The sequence below is a fragment of the Actinocorallia herbida genome (assembly GCF_003751225.1).
GTDB classification, from domain to species: Bacteria; Actinomycetota; Actinomycetes; order Streptosporangiales; family Streptosporangiaceae; genus Actinocorallia; species Actinocorallia herbida.
Genome location: NZ_RJKE01000001.1, coordinates 5,480,837 through 5,500,006 on the forward strand (window position 1 = coordinate 5,480,837; position 19,170 = coordinate 5,500,006).

At 71.0% G+C, this 19,170-nt stretch carries 18 protein-coding genes and 1 pseudogene; 11 read left to right on the forward strand and 8 right to left on the reverse strand.

Features of this window, described 5'->3' with window-relative positions; translation table 11 throughout:
- Positions 1-22: 22 nt before the first annotated feature.
- The 3 genes from EDD29_RS24835 to EDD29_RS24845 form a co-directional block, all read right to left on the reverse strand.
- Complete coding sequence (locus EDD29_RS24835) at positions 23-1,345, reverse strand: FAD-dependent oxidoreductase (RefSeq protein ID WP_123666719.1); 1,323 nt, start codon at positions 1,343-1,345, stop codon at positions 23-25.
- Entirely contained in the window at positions 1,345-1,662 is a 318-nt protein-coding gene (gene fdxA / locus EDD29_RS24840; RefSeq protein ID WP_123666720.1) for a ferredoxin, read from the reverse strand. Before fdxA ends, EDD29_RS24835 begins: the two co-directional genes overlap by 1 nt.
- Positions 1,663-1,928: 266 nt before the next feature.
- Positions 1,929-2,579 (reverse strand): TetR/AcrR family transcriptional regulator, encoded by a 651-nt coding sequence (locus EDD29_RS24845; RefSeq protein ID WP_211359881.1) that lies wholly within the window; start codon positions 2,577-2,579, stop codon positions 1,929-1,931.
- Positions 2,580-2,717: 138 nt separating this feature from the next.
- Between EDD29_RS24845 and EDD29_RS24850 the strand changes: the two genes are divergently transcribed.
- From EDD29_RS24850 to EDD29_RS24880, 7 genes are all read left to right on the forward strand, one after another.
- Complete coding sequence (locus tag EDD29_RS24850) at positions 2,718-3,884, forward strand: cytochrome P450 (RefSeq protein WP_123666722.1); 1,167 nt, start codon at positions 2,718-2,720, stop codon at positions 3,882-3,884.
- 2 nt (positions 3,885-3,886) lie between these two features.
- Entirely contained in the window at positions 3,887-4,084 is a 198-nt protein-coding gene (locus EDD29_RS24855; protein WP_123670662.1) for a ferredoxin, read from the forward strand.
- A gap of 493 nt (positions 4,085-4,577) precedes the next feature.
- Positions 4,578-6,827 carry an MMPL family transporter gene (locus EDD29_RS24860; protein WP_123666723.1) on the forward strand — a complete coding sequence of 750 codons (2,250 nt, stop codon included), beginning with the start codon at positions 4,578-4,580 and terminating at the stop codon, positions 6,825-6,827.
- A gap of 106 nt (positions 6,828-6,933) precedes the next feature.
- Positions 6,934-8,142, forward strand: coding sequence for a sensor histidine kinase (locus EDD29_RS24865; protein ID WP_211359882.1), 1,209 nt, complete (start codon positions 6,934-6,936; stop codon positions 8,140-8,142).
- 11 nt (positions 8,143-8,153) lie between these two features.
- Complete coding sequence (locus EDD29_RS24870; protein WP_123666725.1) at positions 8,154-8,846, forward strand: response regulator; 693 nt, start codon at positions 8,154-8,156, stop codon at positions 8,844-8,846.
- A 418-nt stretch (positions 8,847-9,264) separates the two neighbouring features.
- A complete protein-coding gene (locus EDD29_RS24875) occupies positions 9,265-10,719 on the forward strand; it encodes an MFS transporter (RefSeq protein WP_123666726.1) in 1,455 nt (484 codons plus the stop codon).
- A gap of 91 nt (positions 10,720-10,810) precedes the next feature.
- Complete coding sequence (locus EDD29_RS24880) at positions 10,811-11,758, forward strand: alcohol dehydrogenase catalytic domain-containing protein (RefSeq protein ID WP_123666727.1); 948 nt, start codon at positions 10,811-10,813, stop codon at positions 11,756-11,758.
- A 79-nt stretch (positions 11,759-11,837) separates the two neighbouring features.
- Here EDD29_RS24880 and EDD29_RS24885 read toward each other — a convergent pair whose 3' ends face one another.
- Together EDD29_RS24885 and EDD29_RS24890 are read right to left on the reverse strand one after the other, a co-directional pair.
- Positions 11,838-12,239: an ATP-binding protein gene (locus EDD29_RS24885; protein ID WP_148086084.1), complete on the reverse strand. Its 402-nt coding sequence runs from the start codon at positions 12,237-12,239 to the stop codon at positions 11,838-11,840.
- A complete protein-coding gene (locus tag EDD29_RS24890) occupies positions 12,236-12,511 on the reverse strand; it encodes a hypothetical protein (protein WP_123666729.1) in 276 nt (91 codons plus the stop codon). Before EDD29_RS24890 ends, EDD29_RS24885 begins: the two co-directional genes overlap by 4 nt.
- A gap of 334 nt (positions 12,512-12,845) precedes the next feature.
- On the opposite strand from EDD29_RS24890, the gene EDD29_RS24895 reads away from it, so the two are divergent.
- Positions 12,846-13,916 carry an NsdA family TPR-like regulatory protein gene (locus tag EDD29_RS24895; protein WP_148086085.1) on the forward strand — a complete coding sequence of 357 codons (1,071 nt, stop codon included), beginning with the start codon at positions 12,846-12,848 and terminating at the stop codon, positions 13,914-13,916.
- On the opposite strand, the gene EDD29_RS47110 is transcribed toward EDD29_RS24895, so the two are convergent.
- The 3 genes and pseudogenes from EDD29_RS47110 to EDD29_RS24910 form a co-directional block, all read right to left on the reverse strand.
- Positions 13,903-14,604 (reverse strand): HAD family hydrolase, encoded by a 702-nt coding sequence (locus EDD29_RS47110; RefSeq protein WP_246052990.1) that lies wholly within the window; start codon positions 14,602-14,604, stop codon positions 13,903-13,905. The genes EDD29_RS24895 and EDD29_RS47110 overlap by 14 nt on opposite strands.
- A 232-nt stretch (positions 14,605-14,836) precedes the next feature.
- Positions 14,837-15,190: pseudogene (locus EDD29_RS48200) on the reverse strand (VOC family protein); the annotation flags it as partial.
- Positions 15,191-15,235: 45 nt separating this feature from the next.
- Entirely contained in the window at positions 15,236-16,270 is a 1,035-nt protein-coding gene (locus EDD29_RS24910; protein WP_123666732.1) for a phosphotransferase family protein, read from the reverse strand.
- 93 nt (positions 16,271-16,363) lie between these two features.
- Between EDD29_RS24910 and EDD29_RS24915 the strand changes: the two genes are divergently transcribed.
- From EDD29_RS24915 to EDD29_RS24925, 3 genes are all read left to right on the forward strand, one after another.
- A complete protein-coding gene (locus tag EDD29_RS24915; protein ID WP_123666733.1) occupies positions 16,364-17,665 on the forward strand; it encodes an acyl-CoA dehydrogenase family protein in 1,302 nt (433 codons plus the stop codon).
- A complete protein-coding gene (locus EDD29_RS24920; protein ID WP_123666734.1) occupies positions 17,662-18,423 on the forward strand; it encodes an SDR family NAD(P)-dependent oxidoreductase in 762 nt (253 codons plus the stop codon). Before EDD29_RS24915 ends, EDD29_RS24920 begins: the two co-directional genes overlap by 4 nt.
- 77 nt (positions 18,424-18,500) lie before the next feature.
- Positions 18,501-18,833 carry a DUF4286 family protein gene (locus EDD29_RS24925; protein ID WP_123666735.1) on the forward strand — a complete coding sequence of 111 codons (333 nt, stop codon included), beginning with the start codon at positions 18,501-18,503 and terminating at the stop codon, positions 18,831-18,833.
- The last annotated feature ends 337 nt before the right edge of the window (positions 18,834-19,170 follow it).

A 19,170-nucleotide genomic window follows, 5' to 3' on the forward strand; every position in this document is an offset into this window, starting at 1 on the left:
CGCGGCGCGCGCGAGGCCGCGCTCAGGCGATTCCGGCGGCCACCAGCATCTCCGCGCGGTCGTAGAGCTTGACCCGCTCTCTTCCGCAGGCCGCGCCGAGCTCGCGCTCGGCGGTCTCGATCGCCCTCCACCGGCTCCAGTCCACCACCCGCACGCCGCGGGACTCCAGCAGATCGTCGATCGGCCCCGCACCGCCCTCCGGCGCGCGGAGGGCCGCGGCGTCCGCCAGGACGGCCGCCGCGGTCTCGCTCGCGCACAGCCGGTTCGTGCCGATCACGCCGCTCGGCCCGCGCTTGACCCAGCCGACCACATAGAGGCCGTCGACGACCTCGTCCCCGTCCGTCACGCGCGAGTCGCGATGCGGGATCCGGCCGATCCCGTCGTCGAACGGCGCCCCGGTGATCTGCACGCTGCGGTAGCCGACGGCGGGCAGGACCAGGCCGGCCCCGAGGTCCTCGACGATCGTGGGGTCCGACGTGCGGGCGAGGCGCATCACGCCCACCGACGATTCGCCGACGAAGCCCACCGGCGTCCTGTCGAACAGGAAGCGGATGGAGCGTGATCGCCCCTGCGGCTTCCGGTCCGCGATCTTCTGGAGCGTGGCCAGCAGGCGCTTGACCGGGGGCCTGCCCGCCACGTAGGCCTGCCGCTCCTCCGAAAGGACCAGTTCCGCGGGGTCGACGATGACGTCCGCGCCCTCGACCTCCGCCAGTTCCAGCAGCTCTTTGTTCGTGAACTTGGCGAATTCCGGCCCGCGGCGCCCGACGACGCAGATCTCGCGCACGCGATGGCCGGCCAATGCCTCGATGACATGCGCCGGCACATCGGTGCGGCGCAGCTCGTCCGGCGTGCGGACGAGCATGCGCGCCACATCGAGTGCGACGTTCCCGACGCCGACGACGACCGCGCGATCCGCCGCGAGAAGGGAGGTGTCAAAGGTCGCGTCGGGGTGCCCGCTGTACCAGGACACGAAATTGCGCGCCGCGATGACCCCGCGGAGGCCCTCGCCCTCCACGCCCAGGGGGCGGTCGAGCGGCGCCCCTACCGCGAGCACGACCGCGTCGTAATGCGCCCGGAGCTCCTCGACCGTGACGTCCGAACCGACCGTCACATTGCCGAGGAACCGCACTTTGGGCGACTCGAAGATCTCGCCCAGCGAGCCGACGATCGACTTGATCTTCTGGTGGTCGGGTGCGACGCCGTAGCGGACCAGCCCGAACGGGGTGGGCAGGCGTTCGAACACGTCGATGGAGACGTCCTGGCCTGCCTCGTCCGCCAGGATCTCGGCGCAGAACGCGCCGGCGGGACCGGACCCGACGACGGCGACCTTGAGCGCGCGCCCCATCAGCCGGCCTTGCGCGGAAGCGCGGCGACGAACTCGACGTCGCGGTCGATCTTGCCCAGCTTGCGGGCGCCCTTGACGTCCATGCCCTCGAAGAATTCCGCGTTGAAGTCCACGAATTGCTCGTCCGCGCCGGTCACGTCGCCGTCGTAGCGAATCGCGGAGACGGGGCACACCTCCTCGCAGGCGCCACAGTCGATGCACTGGTCCGGATTGATGTACATCATCCGGCCGCCCTCGTAAATGCAGTCGGCCGGGCACACCTGAACGCAGCTCTTGTCCTGGATGTCGACGCATGCCTGCGTCACCACGAAGGTCACTTCTTCTCCCTCAATTCTTGTCCTCGATGGAAGGGCGGGCCGGGACAGGACAGGTGTTACCGGCAGCGGGCTACCTTCACCCGGAGACTGCTCCGTTCAACGGAACGAGCGATCCCTTCAACGAAGTCAGTGTGGGGCGCGTCGCACTACGTGTCAAGCAGCGGGTACGCCGAAGCGACCGGACGGGGCGGGGAGCCGGCCGTCCGGTCGCGCGGTGGTGAGGCGTGCCGGGCCGGGCGGGGCGCATCGGCCGCCGCCCGGAGAGCTCACGCGTTGTCGAAGTCGCCTTCCGCGACCGACCAGCCCAGCTCCTCCGTCGACACCGGAGCCCCGGGCAGGACGCTGCCAGGGACGGCGCGCAGCCCGTCCAGGGCCAGTAGCAGTGAGCGCTCCGAGCGCACCTGCCCCGCGGGGTCGGACGAGGCCAGGTGGGTCCCGAGCACGATGGACACGAGGATGAGCACGTCGCCCGGGCCGACGTCGGCCCGGATGGAGCCCTCGGCCTGGGCGTCCCGTACGAGTTCGTCGAGGGCCGCCATCATGTCGCGGTGCACGTCGCGCGACTCCGGCGCGGCGTGCACCATCGTCCACGCACGGCCCGACGGGAACGCCAGGTGCCAGGTCACCCGGAGGTCCTCCGAACGCGTGACGAGCCTGGTGAACGCCTCCCAGGCGTTCGGTTCCTCGTCCCGCGCGGCCCGCAGATCGGTGAGAACGGAGCCGAAGACCTGTGCGGCGACCGCCGCGATCAGCTCGCCGCGATCGGGAAAACGCCGGTACAGGGTGCCGACACCTACACCGGCGCGCCGGGCGATGTTCTCCATGGGCACGTCCAGGCCGGACTCGACGAAGATCTCCTTCGCCGTGGCGATGATCAGATCGCGGTTCCGGCGAGCGTCGGCGCGCAATACGGCCACTTGGGCACTCCTCGTCATCGAGCGACGACGCTCGGACTGTGATTCGGGTCTCGATGTGGACAACGGGATGTGACTGGGCTTACCCTCCAGCAACCGGACGAATTTCTTCCACTTACGTTCCACCCCTGGGAGTACCGTATGACGAAGGCGACGATTTCGCTGAGGCGGCCCGATCCGTACAACCCGCCCAAAGAGCATGTGGAGCTGCAGGCCGAGGCGCCGATCAGCCGGGTGAAACTGACCGATGGCCGCGAGCTGTGGCTGCTGACCCGGCACGAACACGTCAGGGCCATGCTCAGCGACACCCGGTTCAGCTCGGACCGCCGGGACCCCCGGCACCCGAGCCACAGCCCCTACATGAGCGGGCACCGCCAGCAGCTGATCGAGATGGACCCGCCGGACCACACCCAGCTGCGGCGCTCGATCGTCGGCGAGTTCACGGTGACCCGTCTGGCCGCGTGGCGCCCGCGCATCCAGGAGATCGTCGACGAGGCCATCGACGCCATGCTCGCCGGCCCCTCGGAAGTCGACCTCGTCGAGGCGCTCTCCCTGCCGGTGCCGTCCATGGTCATCTCGGAGATGCTCGGCGTCCCCTACGCCGACCACGACTTCTTCCAGGAGAACAGCGCGGACTTCATCCGCGCCGACACCACTCCCGAGGAGCGGGGAGCCGCGTACGGCCGACTCAAGGAGTACGTCGCTGGCCTCGTGCAGCGCAAGATCGAATCCCCCGGCGAGGACCTGCTCAGCCGCCAGCTCGCCGCCGGCATGGCGCCGGAGGAGGCCGTGTCGGTCGGCTTCCTGCTGCTGATCGCCGGGCACGAGACGACCGCGAACATGATCTCCCTGTCGGTGGCCACGCTGCTCGACAAGCGGGAGCACCTGCAGGCCCTGCGCGACGACCCGCAGCTCACGGTCGGTGCGGTGGAGGAGCTGCTGCGGTACTTCACCATCGCGGAGATCGGCGCGGCCCGACTGGCCACCGAGGACGTCGAGATCGGCGGTGTGCTGGTCCGCGCCGGCGAGGGCGTCTTCGGCCTGACGAACACGGCCAACCGCGACGCCACGGTGTTCCCGGAGCCGGACGACATCGACTTCACCCGCATGGCGCGCAACCACCTCGCCTTCGGATTCGGGCCGCACCAGTGCCTCGGCCAGAACCTCGCCCGCCTCGAACTGGAGATCGTCCTGGCCACCGTCGTGCGCCGGATCCCGACCCTGCGCCTCGCGGTGCCGTTCGACGAGATCCCCTTCAAGGAGAACGGCCCCAACTACGGCGTCTACGAACTGAAGGTGGCCTGGTGACCATGCGCATCATCGCCCAGCAGGACCGCTGCGTCGGCGCGGGCCAGTGCGTCCTCGTCGACCCCGAGGCCTTCGACCAGAACGACGACGACGGGACCGTCATCGTGCTGCGCCCGGACCCGCGGACCGACGCCGAGATCGGCCGCGCCAGGGAGGCCGTGAACGTCTGCCCCGGGCGGACCCTCTCCCTGGAACCGTAGGAGACCCGGCCACCGGGGACGGACCTCCGCCGGCCTTCCCCGGACGAGGCCGCTCCGCGAAGCACCCGACGCGGTGGCACCGCTCCACCGGTTCGGCGCCATGACTCCGCCGACCGGTCCGCACCACCTCCACCCCCGCTTCGCGCATGCCCAAGGGCGTCACCGAACCTTCGGTGACGCCCTTCGCCGCGTGAGCCGGGGCCCGTGCTCCGCCCGGCTCGATGAACCCTCCGACGCCGGGCTCCCCAGCTGACGAACGCGGTGGCCACGGGCGCGCGACCGGCCGACCGCACCCTGTGGCCCGTCGCGACAGGGCTCCTGCTCGCGACCGCCCTGCCGACCGCGGCCACGGTCGTCTTCCGGCGCCGGGAACTCTGAGGCGCACGGACCTACTGCGATCTACGTAGTGGAGGTGCCTGCATCTGCACGATTACGGAACGGAGCGATCGGGCGAGGGTGGTGGAGTACCCGAGAGATGTGGAGTGCTTCACCGATGGCTACTTTCCTTGATCGCCTGGGCCGCCTGTCGTTCCGATGGCGGTGGCTCGTCGCGGTGCTGTGGGCGGTGGTCCTGGGCCTGACCGGTTTCGCTTCGACGAAGGCGTCGGAGGCCCCGCCTGAGACGGGGTCGATGCCCGGCATCGAGGCGCAGGACGCCTATGAGCTGCTCGGCGAGCGGTTCCCGGGGAACGCGGACGCCGCGGGGAGCGCGACGGCGAAGATCGTGTTCGTGGCGCCGGACGGCCAGACGGTGACGGCGTCGGCCAACCGCGCGGTGATCGAGAACGCGGTCGCCGAGGCGGGGCAGGGCGACCAGGTCACCGGCGCGGTGAGCCCGTTCGCGGCCGGGACGGTGAGCCCGGACGGCTCCACGGCGTATGCGACGGTCGTCTACAGCGAAGCGAAGAGCGAGCTGACCGACGCGACGAAGGACCACCTCCAGGAGGTGGTCGACGAGGCGCGCTCGGCCGGCCTGACGGTGGACGTCGCGGGGTCCTTGCTGTCCTCGGAGTCCGCCGGCGGGACGACGGAGATGCTGGGCATCGGCATCGCGGCGCTGGTGCTGCTGATGACGTTCGGATCCTTGGCGGCCGCCGGCCTGCCGCTGCTGACGGCGTTGCTCGGGGTCGGGATCAGCATGGTCGCGATCATGGCGCTGGGCGGGGTGTTCGGCCTGTCGACGGCCTCCAGCAGCCTGGCGTCGATGCTGGGGCTGGCGGTCGGGATCGACTACGCCCTGTTCGTGGTCTCCCGCTACCGGGAGGAGCGCGGCCGCGGCCTGGCGCCGAAGGACGCGGCCGGGCTCGCGGTCGGCACGGCGGGATCGGCCGTGGTCTTCGCCGGCCTCACGGTGATCATCGCGCTGGCCGGGCTGACGGTGGTCGGGGTGCCGACCCTGACGAAGATGGGCCTGACGGCGGCGGCGACGGTCGGCCTGGCGGTGCTGGTCGCCCTGACCATGGTGCCCGCCCTCCTGGGGTTCCTCCCCAACGCCGTCCTGTCCCGCAAGACGCGCAAGGCGATCAAGAACGGCACTTTCACCCCGAGCAGCGTCGGCAGGAGCAGGGAGAACGGCGGAGCTCGCTGGGCGCGGTTCGTGCTGCGCCGTCCGCTTCTGGTCCTGCTCGCCTCCATCGTGGGCCTGGGCGTCATCGCGCTGCCGGTCATGGACCTCCAACTCGGCATGCAGGGCGATGAGTCGAAGTCGACGCGGACGACCGAGCGCCGCGCCTACGACGAGCTCGCCGACGGGTTCGGTCCGGGCTTCAACGGGCCGCTCACCATCGTGGTGGACGTGAAGGACTCCGCGACGCCCAAGAAGGACGTCAAGCGGATCTCCGCGGGCATCGCCGCGACGCAGGGGATCGTCGAGGTCTCCACCGCCCGCTTCAACCCCGCGGGCGACACCGCGACGTTCACCGCGACCCCGTCGACGTCGCCGACCAGCGAGCAGACCGCGGACCTGGTGAACACCATCCGCGACCAGCGGGCCGCCACCCAGGCCGGCACGGGCGCGCGGTTCCTGGTGTCGGGCACCACCGCGGTCGACATCGACGTCGCGGCGAAGATGCAGGGCGCGCTCATCCCGTATCTGGCGGTCGTGCTGGGGCTGGCGTTCCTGCTCCTGCTCGTGGTGTTCCGGTCGGTGCTCGTGCCGATCAAGGCGGCGCTGGGCTTCCTGCTGTCGGTGCTGGCCTCGCTCGGCGTGGTCGTGGCGGTGTTCCAGTGGGGCTGGGCCGCGGACCTGATCGGCCTCAACCAGACCGGCCCGATCATGAGCACCATGCCGATCATCCTCATCGGGATCGTGTTCGGCCTCGCGATGGACTACGAGGTGTTCCTGGTGTCCCGGATGCGGGAGGCCTACAGCCACGGCGAAGGCGCGCGCCCGGCGGTCGTGTCGGGCTTCCGGCACAGCGCCCGCGTGGTGGTCGCCGCCGCCCTGATCATGATCGCGGTGTTCTCCGGCTTCGTCGGCGGCGGCATGGCCCTCATCAAGATGATCGGGCTCGGGCTGGCCGCGGCCGTCCTGCTCGACGCGTTCGTCGTCCGGATGGCGCTCGTGCCCGCCGTGCTCGCGCTCCTGGGCGACAAGGCGTGGTGGCTGCCCCGCCGGCTGGACCGGATCCTGCCGAAGGTCGACATCGAAGGCGAAGCCCTCACCGCCGCCGTCCCGGCACCCGCCGAACCCGCCGCCGAGAGCGGAGACGCGGGCACTGCTGCCGACCAGGTGCTGACCTGACCGTCGCGGCCGTTCCCGGCCCGCCCGCGCGATCGCCTCGCGCGGGCGGGCCTCCTCGACCTTCCGCCCCAGGTGAACGATCATGAGCGGAGAAGGGAGAACGCGTGTGACGAGCCGGACCGGCTGGCGCCGCTATGCCGAGCGGCACCCCCGAAGGGTGGACACGGTCCTGGTCGCGCTGCTGTGCGCGATCTCGGGGCCCGCCGCGTTCTACAGCAGCGTCTCCTACACCCCTGACCTGTCGGGCTGGTGGGTCGGCGTCCTGGCGGCCGTCGCCTCGCTCGCGCTGCTGTGGCGCCGCAGCCTGCCCGGCCCCGTCGTCGCGGTCACCGCGATGTGCGCGGGGGCGTCCGCCGGGATCGGCTGCCTGCTCACCCCGCTGCTGCTCGCCCCCGTCATGGTCGCCCTGTACGAGCTGTCCACCCGCTCCTCCCGCCGGACGGCGGCGCTGTACTGCGCGGGTTGCGCGCTCGTCATCATCCCGGCGGCGTTCTTCGGGCACCGCGCGGCCTACCCCTGGCCGCTGACCACCATCAACCCCGCCCTGTGCCTGCTGCTGCCCGTCGTCATCGGCTCCACCGCCCGGCTGCGCGCCGCCTATCTGGAGGCCGTCGAAGCCCGCGCCGAGTACGCCGAGAAGACCCGCGAGGACGAGGCCCGCCACCGCGTCGCCGAGGAACGCCTGCGCATCGCCCGCGAACTCCACGACGTCGTCGCCCACCACCTCACCCTCGCCTCCGCCCAGGCCACCACCGGCGCCTACCTCGCCCGCACCGGCACCGGGGACCCCGAGCGGTTCCTCACCGAACTGTCGGCCACCACGACCACCGCGCTGCGCGAGCTCAAGGCCACCGTCGGGCTGCTCCGCCAGGACGACGCCTCCCCCGAGCAGGACTCGCCGCTGGAGCCCGCGCCCGGCCTCGACCGGCTCGCCGACCTCACCGGCTCCTTCGCCGCCGCCGGCCTCGATGTCGGCGTCCGCGTGGACGGAACGCCGAGGCCCCTGTCGCCCGGCATCGACCTGACCGCGTACCGGATCATCCAGGAAGCCCTCACCAACGTCGCCAAACACGCCGCCACCACGACCGCGACGGTCCGCCTCACCTACGGGGCCGACCGGCTCACCCTCGCCGTCACCAACGGCGCGGCGCAGGACGACGGCCCCGTCCTGGCGACCGCGGCGCCGGGGCGGGGAGGGTTCGGGCTGATCGGCATGCGCGAGCGCGCCCGCACCGCCGGAGGCACCCTGCACGCGGGACCCGACCCCGGCGGCGGCTACACCGTCACCGCCGAACTGCCCATACACACCACCTGACAGAAGGCCCGATGACCGACCCGACCATCCGCGTCCTGCTCGCCGACGACCAGGCCCTCCTGCGCACCACCTTCCGGATGCTCCTGGACGCCGTCCCCGGCATCGACGTAGTCGGCGAGGCCGCGGACGGCCGGACCGCCGTCACTCAGGCCCGCACGCTGCGACCCGACGTCATCGTCATGGACATCCGCATGCCCGGCACCGACGGGCTCGCCGCCACCCGCGCCATCTGCGCCGACCCCGACCTGGCCGCCACCCGCATCCTCATCCTCACCACCTTCGAAACCGACGAATACGTCGCCCAGGCCCTTTACGCAGGCGCCAGCGGCTTCCTCGGCAAGGGCGTCTCCGCCGACGACCTCATCGCCGCCCTCCGAACCGTCGCAGCGGGCGACTCCCTCCTGTCGCCCACCGCCACCCGCGCCCTCATCGGCCAGTTCCTCTCCCGCCCGCAACCACCCCCCACCGAACCGCCGGCAGACCTCGCGGACCTCACCACCCGCGAACGCCAGATGATGGCCCTGGCCGCCCAAGGCCTCACCAACACCGAGATCGCCGACCGGCTCACCCTCAGCCCGCTCACCGTCCGCACCCACATCCACCGCGCCATGACCAAACTCGGCGCCCGCGACCGCACCCAGCTCGTCGTCATCGCCTACCGGACCGGCCTCGTCCGCCCCTCCCCCGATCCACCGGCCTCTTAGGGGGCCTCGCACACGAGGTGCAGCCCGCTACACCACTGATCGGGGCACGCTCCGTGTTCGCGGGATCGCCCGGACGGCATCGTGGAGAGCGGAACACCACGAGCACCTCCACCTCATCCGAAAGGGACGCCCCGTGTCCTCGCCGTCCTGGCCCACCTCGAGCTCTGACGTCCCGCGAAGCCCGTCCGACGGCTGCCGGCGGTCCGGCGGAATTCGGCTGTAATCCATCGGGGCGCGACGTGCGCGGTTTTCCGGCTTCGGTGGCGCTGTGAGAAGACCCACGCACTCCGTGACGTCGCGGGCCACGCCGCCAAGGTCATATGCATGATACAAGACATATGCATCATACATACACGCCCGACTTCCGCCCTGCGGGCTCGTCCGCGCAGGCCGGACTCACGGTCACGAGGAACACCGAATGAAGACTCCCCGATCATCGGCGCGCTCAGGCGGCGTGGTGGCCACCCTGGCCCTCGCCGGCACGACGGCCGCCATCATGCAGACGCTGGTGACCCCGCTCATCGCGGAACTGCCGAAGATCCTGCACACCTCCGCGTCCAACGCCACCTGGGTCATCACGGTCACCCTGCTCGTGGGGGCCGTCTGCGTGCCCGTCACCGGACGCCTCGGCGACCTGCTGGGCAAGCGGCGCATGCTCCTCGCGTGCGCGGTGCCGCTCGTGGCGGGCTCGGTGGTCTGCGCGCTGGCGTCGTCCATCATCCCCATGATCGTCGGACGCGGCCTCCAGGGCGTCGGCATGGGCATGGTGCCGCTCGGCATCGCCCTGCTGCGCGACGTCGTCGCGCAGGAGAAGCTCAGCTCGTCCATCGCGCTGGTCAGCGCGTCCATGGGCATCGGCGGCGGCCTCGGCCTGCCGATCGCCGCGGCCGTCGCCGAGTACGCCAACTGGCGGGTGCTGTTCTGGGCGTCCGCGGTCCTGGCCCTCGGCATCGGCGTGCTGATCTGGCTGACGATCCCCGACGTCCCCGCCGCCGCCAAGGGCGAGCGCTTCGACTACCCCGGCGCGGTCGGCCTCGGCATCGGCCTGGTCTCCCTGCTGCTCGCCGTCTCCAAGGGCGCCGACTGGGGCTGGGGCTCGGCGACGACGCTCGGCCTGTTCGCCGCCGCCCTCGTCGTCCTGCTGGCGTGGGGCGTGTGGGAGGTCCGCACCCGGCAGCCGATCATCGACCTGCGCACCACCGCGCGCCCCCGCGTGCTGCTGACGAACATCGCCTCGATCTTCGTCGGGTTCGGCATGTACGCGGCGCTGCTGATCGTGCCGCAGCTGCTCCAGTTCCCCGCCGAGACCGGCTACGGCCTCGGCCAGTCGATGCTCGCCGCGGGCCTGTGGATGGCGCCCGGCGGCATCATGATGATGGTCGTCTCCCCCTTCGGCGGCAAGCTCTCCAACGCCCGCGGCCCCAAGTTCACCCTGATCTGCGGCGTCCTGGTCCTCGCCGTCGGGTACGGCGCCTGCCTGCTGCTGATGGGCCACGCGTGGGGGCTCATGATCGCCGTAATGATCATCAACAGCGGTGTCGGGCTGGCCTACGGCGCGATGCCCGCCCTGATCATGGGGTCCGTCCCGTTGACCGAGACGGCGTCCGCCAACGCCTTCAACACCCTCATGCGCTCGCTGGGCACCTCGGTCGGATCCGCGGTGATCGGCGTCGTGCTGGCCCAGCTGACCATCTCCGCAGGCGGCTACACGCTCACCTCGGAGAACGGCTTCCGGGTCGGCCTCGCGATCGGCGCCGGGGTCGCCCTGCTGTCCGCCGTCATCGCCGCGACGATCCCGTCCGCCCGCCGCGACCGCGCCGCCGTCCAGGAGACCGCGCCGGCCTCGGCCGGTCCCGTCCCCGTCGACGCCTGACCGCACCGCGCAGCGTCCATCAGGACGGACCGACCCCGCGCGGGACCGGCCCTTCCCACGAACCGGACCACCACCGAAACGGAGCAAGACCATGAAGGCCTGGCAGTTCACCGACACCGGCAAGCCGCTGCGACTCGTCGAGGTGCCCGACCCGGTTCCGGGCGCGGGCGAGGTCGTCGTCGACGTCCGCACCTCGGGCCTCTGCCACTCCGACATCTCGATCATGCACCATCCCGCCGCGAAGCAGGCGCTGGCGTTCGTGCCGCTGACCCTCGGCCACGAGATCGCCGGAGTCGTCTCGGCCGTCGGACCGGACGTGACCGAGTGGAAGACCGGCGACCGCGTCGGCGTGTGGGCGACGCCGCGCACCGGCACGATCCCCGGCTACACCCGCCAGGGCGGCTACGCCGAACGCCACCTCGCCCCCGCCTCCGACCTGACCGCCCTTCCCGACGGCCTGGACTTCGCCCTCGGCTCCGTGGGCACGGACGCGGGCCTGACCGCCCACCACGCGATCGTGGGACGCGGCCAGGTGCGCGCGGGAATGAAGGTCGGCGTCATCGGCATCGGCGGCCTCGGCCAGATCGGCGCCAGGATCGGCGTCCTGCACGGCGCCGAGGTGCACGTCGCCGAGCCGAAGCGCGACGTCTGGCACCTGGCCGAGAGCGTCGGCGCCTCGTCCGTCGTCGCCGACGCGGCGGAGTGGCGCGGCAAGGACTTCGACCTCATCGTCGACTACGCCGGATACGACACCACCCAGCCCGCCCTCGAAGCCGTCCGTTTCGGAGGCCGCGTCGTCCAGGTCGGCGTCGGCAAGCCGCTGGGCACGATCAACCTCGCCGTCCTGCTCCGCGAGAAGGACCTGCTGGGCTCCTTCGGCGGCACCCTGGACGACATGGCCGCCGTCTACGCCCTCATGGCCTCGGGCGACCTGGCCCCCGTCCACTCCGAGATCCCGTTCGAGGCCCTCAACGAGGGCCTCGACCGCCTCGAAAAAGGCACCGTCGAAGGCCGCCTCGTCGCCCGCGTCAGCCCCTGACCCCGCCCCGCGCCGCCCTCAAACCTGAGGACCGGGGGTGCTCCCGGCCCGTGTACGGGCCGGGAGCACCCCCGGGATGTCAGGACGGGGCGAGTTCGAACCAGACGGTCGTTCCAGTCATGGTGGTCTCGGCGGACCAGGTACGGGCGAGGGCGGACAGGAGCAGGAGACCTCGGCCGTCCTCGTCGGTTTCGGCGGCGTTCCTGCCCGTGGGGGTTCCCTGTCCCTGATCGGTGCATTCGAAGCGGATCGTCTTGGTGCTGCGGCGCAGGACGACGCTGATGACGGCGTCGGGGCCGTGCAGCACCGAGTTGGTGACGACCTCCGAGGCCAGCAGTTCCAGGGTGCCTGCGTCGTCGACGAAGGAGCGCAGCCAGCGCCGGACCAGGCGCGGCGCTCGGGCGTCGGCCCGGAGGTCGAGGCGGCCGACCTCTTCACCGGAGAGGCAGCCGTCCTCCTCGTCGGGCATGGGCGCGGTCACCGGCCGTACGCCGGATGGAGGGCCTGGGCCGACCACGAAGGCGGCGCGACCTGGCGGGCGGATACGGCGGCTCGTCCGGCTTCGAGTCGCCTGGCGAGGTCTGCGGGCGTGAGCGCTTCGACGAGACGGTCATCGGTGAGCGCCCAGAAGTGCCCGGTGGCGTTGCCGAACCAGATCAGCGCGCCGGGGAAGCGCGCCTTCAGCAGGGCGAGCGCCTCTCGAAGGGCGCGCGTTTCAGCGGGCCGGGGTGGCGCGGTCGTAGCATGACACATGGGTCAGACCTCCAGTGTCCGGCCAAGGCCCCGGGTTCCCCGCTGCTCGAACAGCGGGCCGGGGCCGTTGCGGTCATCGCGGTGAGTTTCTTTTCGGTCACTTCCAGTAGATGACCGCTCCTGGGTGGGCCGCTAGAGGACACTGGGAGGACAAGGTCCACAGCAGAACGGTCGGCGGCCCAGACCACGGTGATCGGGGGCATGGATGCGCGGTTCAGCTGGGGATCGATTGCGCGCCGAACGGAACACTCGCCGCTGGACCCAGCGCGCGCTGGCTCGGGAGCTTCACCGCGCTGCCGGAACCGTCTATCCGCCGGTCGAGTCCATGATCCGGATGATCCGCGGTTGGGAGGCCGGCGACCACCGTCCCGGAACCGAATGGCAACGCGCCTACTCGGTGGCGTTCGGCATCCCCGAGGACCTGCTGTTCGCGCAGGAGGCCGCGGCGCCGGGCTACGTGCCGCTGCTGGTGCAGTCCCCGTTCTCAGTCGGAGGGGACGTCGCTCGTGCGCGGCTTACCGTCGACGAGGCCGAACGGCTCCTTGCGGACCTCTATCGGCGCGAAGCGGCCGAAGGCGGCAACGCGCTCTGCCGGACGGTCGGCGAACACGTCTCCGCCGCTACCCGCGTCTTCAACCACGGTTCGATCGGCCTGTCATCCGAGCGAAGGCTCTTCGGCTCCATCGCGGGACTCTCCCAGATGGCCGGATGGCTGGCAGTCGACGCCAACCGGCACGGCGACGCCAACCGCTATCTCGGTGCCGCTCTCTACTCTGCCTACGAGATAGACGACCTCAGCCTGGCCTCCCACGTCATGGGCTACCTCAGCCTTAGCGCCTTCTATCAGGACAATCCACGTAAAGCCCTCTCCCTCGCCAAAGCCGGAGCGGACCTGGCCACCGCCGACGCCCAGCCACAAGCCGTCGCGATCCTGCACACCCGCGCCGCCCGCGCCCACGCCCGGCTCGGCGAAGACGAAGACTGCAAGCGCCGCCTCGACCAGGCCACCACCGCGCTGGACAGTCGTGGAGCAAGCCGCGAGCCCCCGCAATGGGCCGGCTACATCAGCACCCTGGAGATGACCGCACAGCAAGGCGCCTGCCACCTCGATCTGGGCGACGCCGCATCCGCGATCACCGCGACCACCGAGGCGATTCGCCTGATCGAGACCCGGCACCCCCATCACGTCCGAGACCTCGCGCATTACAAGATCCGCCTCGCCACCGCCTACGCCCGCTCGGGAGAGCCCGAGCACGCCGCCGAGCTCGCCGACCAGGCGCACGCCATCACCCGACGCATCGGCTCAGCCCGCGTCGATGGCCGCCTCCGCGAACTCCTCCGCACCCTGGACGGCTATGACTCCCCGGGCGTGCGCAAAGTCGTCGAACGCCTCATGGCCCGCTGAGATCAAGCACGGCCCGCACTGTCGTGGCGGTATCGGACAGATCAGCCAGCACGTGATCCGCGCCCGCCCTCTTCAGCTCATCAACGGTGCTGGTGCCGGTCGCCACGCCCACGACCCGGGCTCCTCCCTCGCGTCCGGCCCGCACATCGTCCAAGGTGTCGCCGATCAGAACCGTCGACTCCTCGTCGAACATCTCCCCGTACTTCGCCGCCGCCCGCTCCCGCGCCAGCTTCACCAACGGCGGCCGATCCAGATCGTCCATCCCATAAGCCCCCACAGAGAAGTCCACGAACTCCGCCAGCCCGAACGCCCCCAGCTTCGTCCGCGCGATCGCCTCGGTGTTCCCCGTCAGCAACGACTGCACCACATCACCCCGCCCCGCCAGCACACCCAGCACCTCGCGCGCCCCCTCCCGCACGAACCCCCGGCCCGCAATCTCCGCGCTCCGCACCACGTACTCCCGCGAAACAGCCTCCGCCACCGCCTCCACAAGCTCCGCATCCACCTCCAGCCCATGCACCCGCAGCACATCTGTGATGATCGCCCGCTCCGTCCGGCCACCCATCACCGCCATCGTCGCCAACTCCACCCCCGTCAACGACAGCAGCACCCCGCCGTAGATCTCCCGGGTAAGCCCCTTGATCGAGACAAGCGTGTGATCGACATCCCACAGCACAAGAGTCCGCACCCCCCGATCGTACGAGTGGCACCAGGCTCCAGGCCGCATCCCTGAACGTGCGGCCCTCTGAGTCAGGCCCGCGCCGCGCGGGCCGGTTCACGTGGGCCGGCGCGGCGCGGTTCTGCGGGCCTCCGCGGCCGCCGGTGGCCGTCCAGTGTTCGTCGGTCATCCAGATGTACTCCAGGTAGTGGCCGATGGTGTCGCGGGCGTCGAGGTAGAGGAAGTTGAGGGCGCCTTCGACCTTTCCCTCCATCACCACCGGGAGGTCCTGCGCGTCCACGCGTCGGCGGAAGTCCGCCCAGTCCGGCACGCGGGAGCAGGTGTGGTGGAAGCTCAGCCCGTCGTCGGCGGGGAGCAGCGGGGTGTAGATCCCCACGGTGTCGACCAGCGGCTGGACGAACTCGTACTGGAGGTCGCCGACCCAGATGAAGGCGAGCTTGTTGGCCTGGTCCTTGACGCCGTCGGCGGTGGTCACCTGGTAGGGGATCTCGACCTGCCTGATGGCGCGGACGTCGGCGCGCGCGGTGAACTCCGCGACCGCCTTGTCGACGTCCCTCGTGAGGTAGGCGTTCTGGAAGAGGTGGCCCTCGAACATCGTTGCTCCTTCCGGGGTGGGTTTCGGGGTGGGACCTCGGCGCGGTCAGCGGCCGACCAGGTCCAGCGTCTCCTTGAGCAGCGCCGGGAGCGCGGGGCGCATCCGGCCCAGGGCGTCGGTGACGCGCCGGCCGTCCTTGTCGGCGCGTTTGAGGAGGAGGCCCGTGAGACCGGCCTCCTTGTAGCGGGTGAGCGCGCGGAACCAGTCGAGGTCCGGCAGGCTCCGGCCGATCGCCGCTTCGTAGACCCCGACGAGTTCGGGCCCCGACGGCGTCCCGGCGGGTGCGCCCGGCGCGATCGCCGGATGCCCGGAGCCGTCCGTGAAGTACTCCATCCACGTCACGTCGACGCGGGGGTCGCCGACCGACCAGATCTCCCAGTCGATGACGGTGTTGAGCCGGTCGCCCTCGCACAGTGTGTTGCCGAGCCGGAAGTCCCCGTGGTTGACCACGGGATGCAGCGGCTCCGGCATCGTCGCGTGCAGGGCTTGCGCGCAGGCGAGGTAGTCGCCGCTCAGCTCTTCGGGCAGGGTCGCGAAGGCGCGGGTCCACCGGTCGATCTCCGCGGCGAGGCCGACGACCGGCTCGTCCGCCAGGCCGACGTCCCGGGGGTCGATCCGGTGCAGGTCGGCGAGGACTCCGGCGGCGTCGAGGTAACGCGCCCGCACCGTCGCGGGCGCGGGCCGCTGCTCCTCGGGGAGCAGCACCGGCTCCAGGCACTCTCCCGGGACCAGGTTCATCGCCATGAACGGCGGGACCTCGGGCGGTGCCCCCGCGTCGGCGAAGAGCACGTCGGGGGCCAGCGACCGGCTCCTTCCCTGCACCGCCTTCTGCAGCCGCGCCTGGCGGAGGACGTCCCGGTTGCGGACCGGCGCCAGTCCGGGCGGCGCGACCTTCAGCACGAGGGAGGCGTCGTCGCGCCCGGCCTCCGCGACGTCGACGACGAAGGTCAGGCTGGACGTGCCGCCGGTCAGCGGGCGCAGGCCCGCGACCTCCGCGCCGGGCCGCCAACCGCGTGCCGACGCGGCCACCCGCTCCCTCAGCTCGGCCAGCAACACCTCGTCCACCTGGCGGACCGCCATCTGCCCCAACCCCTCTCGGCTCCAGCGCCCTTGATCTGACAATCAGCTATCTTCTAGTATTTAGTTAAACGATTCAAGACGCTGGAGTTGCGCATGTGGGATTTCTCGACCGATCCGGAGTTCCAGAAGAAGCTGGACTGGATGGCGCGGTTCGTCCGCGAGGAGTGTGAGCCCCTCGACCTCCTCTTCCCGCACGGCGGGGACCCGTACGACACCGAGAACAAGGCCGCGCGGGCCATCCTCAAGCCGCTCCAGGAACAGGTGAAGGCGCAGGGCCTGTGGGCCTGCCACCTCGGTCCGGAGCTCGGCGGCGCGGGCTTCGGCCAGGTGAAGCTCGCGTTGATGAACGAGATCATCGGCAGGTCCTACTGGGCCCCGACGGTCTTCGGCACCGCCGCCCCGGACACCGGCAACGCCGAGATCCTCGCGCTGTTCGGCACCGAGGAGCAGAAGAAGCGCTACCTCCAGCCCCTGCTCGACGGCACGATCGTGTCGTCCTTCTCGATGACGGAGCCGCACGCCGGCGCCGACCCGAAGGAGTTCGTCTGCCGGGCATACCGGGACGGCGACGCGTGGGTCATCGACGGCGAGAAGTGGTTCTCCTCGAACGCCCGCTACGCGTCCTTCCTGATCGTCATGGCGGTGACCGACCCCGACGCCAAGCCGCACGAGCGCATGTCGATGCTCGTCGTGCCGACCGACACCCCCGGCGTCGAGATCCTCCGCAACGTCGGCACGATCAACGAGCGCGACGAGCTCGACGAGGGCATCCACGGCTACATCCGCTACAACCAGGTGCGGGTGCCGCTCGACGCGATGCTGGGCGAGCCGGGCGAGGGCTTCAAGGTCGCCCAGGCCCGTCTCGGCGGCGGCCGGGTGCACCACGCGATGCGGACCGTGGGCAAGACCCAGCGGGCCTTCGACATGATGTGCGAGCGCGCGCTCTCCCGCCGGTCCCAGGGCAAGACCCTCGCTGAGCACCAGTTCGTCCAGGGGTTCATCGCCGAGTCGGCGATCCAGCTCCAGCAGTTCCGGCTGCTCGTCCTGCACACGGCCTGGGTCATCGACAACGAGCCGCACGGAGCGGCCCGCCCGTACATCGCGATGTGCAAGGTGGCGACGGCCCAGTTGCAGCACGACATCATCCAGAAGGCCCTGCACCTGCACGGCTCGCTGGGCGTGACCCACGAGACCCCGCTCGGCGAGTGGTGGGCGGCGGTGCCCCACCTCGCCCTGGCCGACGGCCCGACCGAGGTGCACAAGGCGTCGCTCTCCAAGCAGATCCTGAAGGGCTACCGGCCCGCGCCCGGCCTCTTCCCGACCGAGCACGTGCCGACCCGCCGGGCCCAGGCCCGCGAGCGCCACGCCGCCGTCCTCAAGGAGTACGGACTGTGACCGCAGCCAAGACCCCCGCGGAGCTCTTCGATCTCACCGGCAAGGTCGCGCTGGTCACCGGCGGAAGCCGCGGGCTGGGACGCGAGATGGTCCTCGGCTTCGCGCACGCGGGCGCCGACGTGGTGATCGCCAGCCGCAAGCTCGACAACTGCAAGGCGCTCGCCGAGGAGGTCGAGGCGCTCGGCGTGCGCGCGCTCCCCGTGGCGGCCCACGTCGGGCGCTGGGAGGAGTGCGACGCGCTGGTCGAGCAGGCGTACTCGCACTTCGGGAAGCTGGACATCCTGGTCAACAACGCGGGCATGTCCCCGCTCGCGCCCTCCTCGGCCGAGACGTCGGAGGACCTCTTCGACAAGGTGATCGGGGTCAACTTCAAGGGCCCGTTCCGGCTCGCCTCGCTCATCGGGCAGCGGATGTTCGACGGAGACGGCGGCTCGATCATCAATGTGTCGTCGAGCGGCGCCCTGTTCCCGACGCCGCGGTTCGGTCCGTACGCGGGAGCCAAGGCGGGCCTGAACGCGCTCACCTCGGTCTTCGCCCGCGAGTTCGCGCCGAAGGTGCGCGTGAACACCCTGTCGGCCGGTCCCTTCCTGACCGACATCGCCAAGCACTGGCCCGACGAGAGCCAGCGCACGTGGAAGAACGCGGCAGGACGCCCGGGATCCCCGGAGGAGGTCGTTTCCACGGCCCTCTACCTGGCCTCCCCCGCGTCCAGCTACACGACGGGCGCGCTGATCCGCGTCGACGGCGGCCTGCACTAGACAGCGGCGCACCATCCAGCGGGCAGCGGGATCGCAGCGCGGTTCCGCTGCTCGCCATGCCCCACCGAGGAGGACCCATGACGAAGACCATCCTGCACGTCGAGGCCCAGCCCGTGAGCCGCGACCCGGACATCCTGGCTGAGTTCGACCGCTGGTACGACGAGGTGCACCTGCCGGAGCTCCTGGCCATCGACGGCGTCGTCGCCGCCTGCCGCTACGCCCCCGCCGAACCCGGTGACCCCTACATCGCCCACTACGAGATCGAGGGAACCCCCGCGGAGGTGGTCGCCCGCATCCGGAAGGCCGCCGCAGGCGACATGAACTTCTCCGACACCCTCGTCCGCGACCCCCTCCCCCGCATCCAGGTCTACGAGATCGTCGCCGAGCAGCAGGCCGCGCCGAACGTGTGACGGCCTGACCTCGACGAACGGCTCGCCTCTCACCCGGATCATCACCCATGTGGAGGTCGGGAACGATCCTGGCCTCCCACACTCCGCCTCTGAAGCGGGCGGGTCAGCACAGCGCACTTCACGCGTGATCGCACCGGCTCCCTCGGGGCGGAGCAGCACCCGGAAACAGCTCCGGCGCGGTCGAGGCGTTCGCCGCCGAGCACGCCGTCGCCTTCCGCGCCACCGAATATGCCCCCGTTCTCGTCGCGTCGCCACACGAAAGGATCGCGTTCGTCCGCGAGTTCTGTGACCATGGTCGAGGCTTCGGTCGCAAGATGACCGGGGAACCACGGGGACT

Excerpts from the sequence above, each read along its gene's own strand:
- EDD29_RS24835 (WP_123666719.1), bottom strand. The coding sequence starts at position 1,345 with ATGGGGCGCGCGCTCAAGGTCGCCGTCGTCGGGTCCGGTCCCGCCGGC.
- EDD29_RS24850 (WP_123666722.1), top strand. The coding sequence starts at position 2,718 with ATGACGAAGGCGACGATTTCGCTGAGGCGGCCCGATCCGTACAACCCG.
- EDD29_RS24855 (WP_123670662.1), top strand. The coding sequence starts at position 3,887 with ATGCGCATCATCGCCCAGCAGGACCGCTGCGTCGGCGCGGGCCAGTGC.
- EDD29_RS24860 (WP_123666723.1), top strand. The coding sequence starts at position 4,578 with ATGGCTACTTTCCTTGATCGCCTGGGCCGCCTGTCGTTCCGATGGCGG.
- EDD29_RS24870 (WP_123666725.1), top strand. The coding sequence starts at position 8,154 with ATGACCGACCCGACCATCCGCGTCCTGCTCGCCGACGACCAGGCCCTC.
- EDD29_RS24875 (WP_123666726.1), top strand. The coding sequence starts at position 9,265 with ATGAAGACTCCCCGATCATCGGCGCGCTCAGGCGGCGTGGTGGCCACC.
- EDD29_RS24880 (WP_123666727.1), top strand. The coding sequence starts at position 10,811 with ATGAAGGCCTGGCAGTTCACCGACACCGGCAAGCCGCTGCGACTCGTC.
- EDD29_RS24890 (WP_123666729.1), bottom strand. The coding sequence starts at position 12,511 with ATGTGTCATGCTACGACCGCGCCACCCCGGCCCGCTGAAACGCGCGCC.
- EDD29_RS24895 (WP_148086085.1), top strand. The coding sequence starts at position 12,846 with ATGATCCGCGGTTGGGAGGCCGGCGACCACCGTCCCGGAACCGAATGG.
- EDD29_RS24910 (WP_123666732.1), bottom strand. The coding sequence starts at position 16,270 with ATGGCGGTCCGCCAGGTGGACGAGGTGTTGCTGGCCGAGCTGAGGGAG.
- EDD29_RS24915 (WP_123666733.1), top strand. The coding sequence starts at position 16,364 with ATGTGGGATTTCTCGACCGATCCGGAGTTCCAGAAGAAGCTGGACTGG.
- EDD29_RS24925 (WP_123666735.1), top strand. The coding sequence starts at position 18,501 with ATGACGAAGACCATCCTGCACGTCGAGGCCCAGCCCGTGAGCCGCGAC.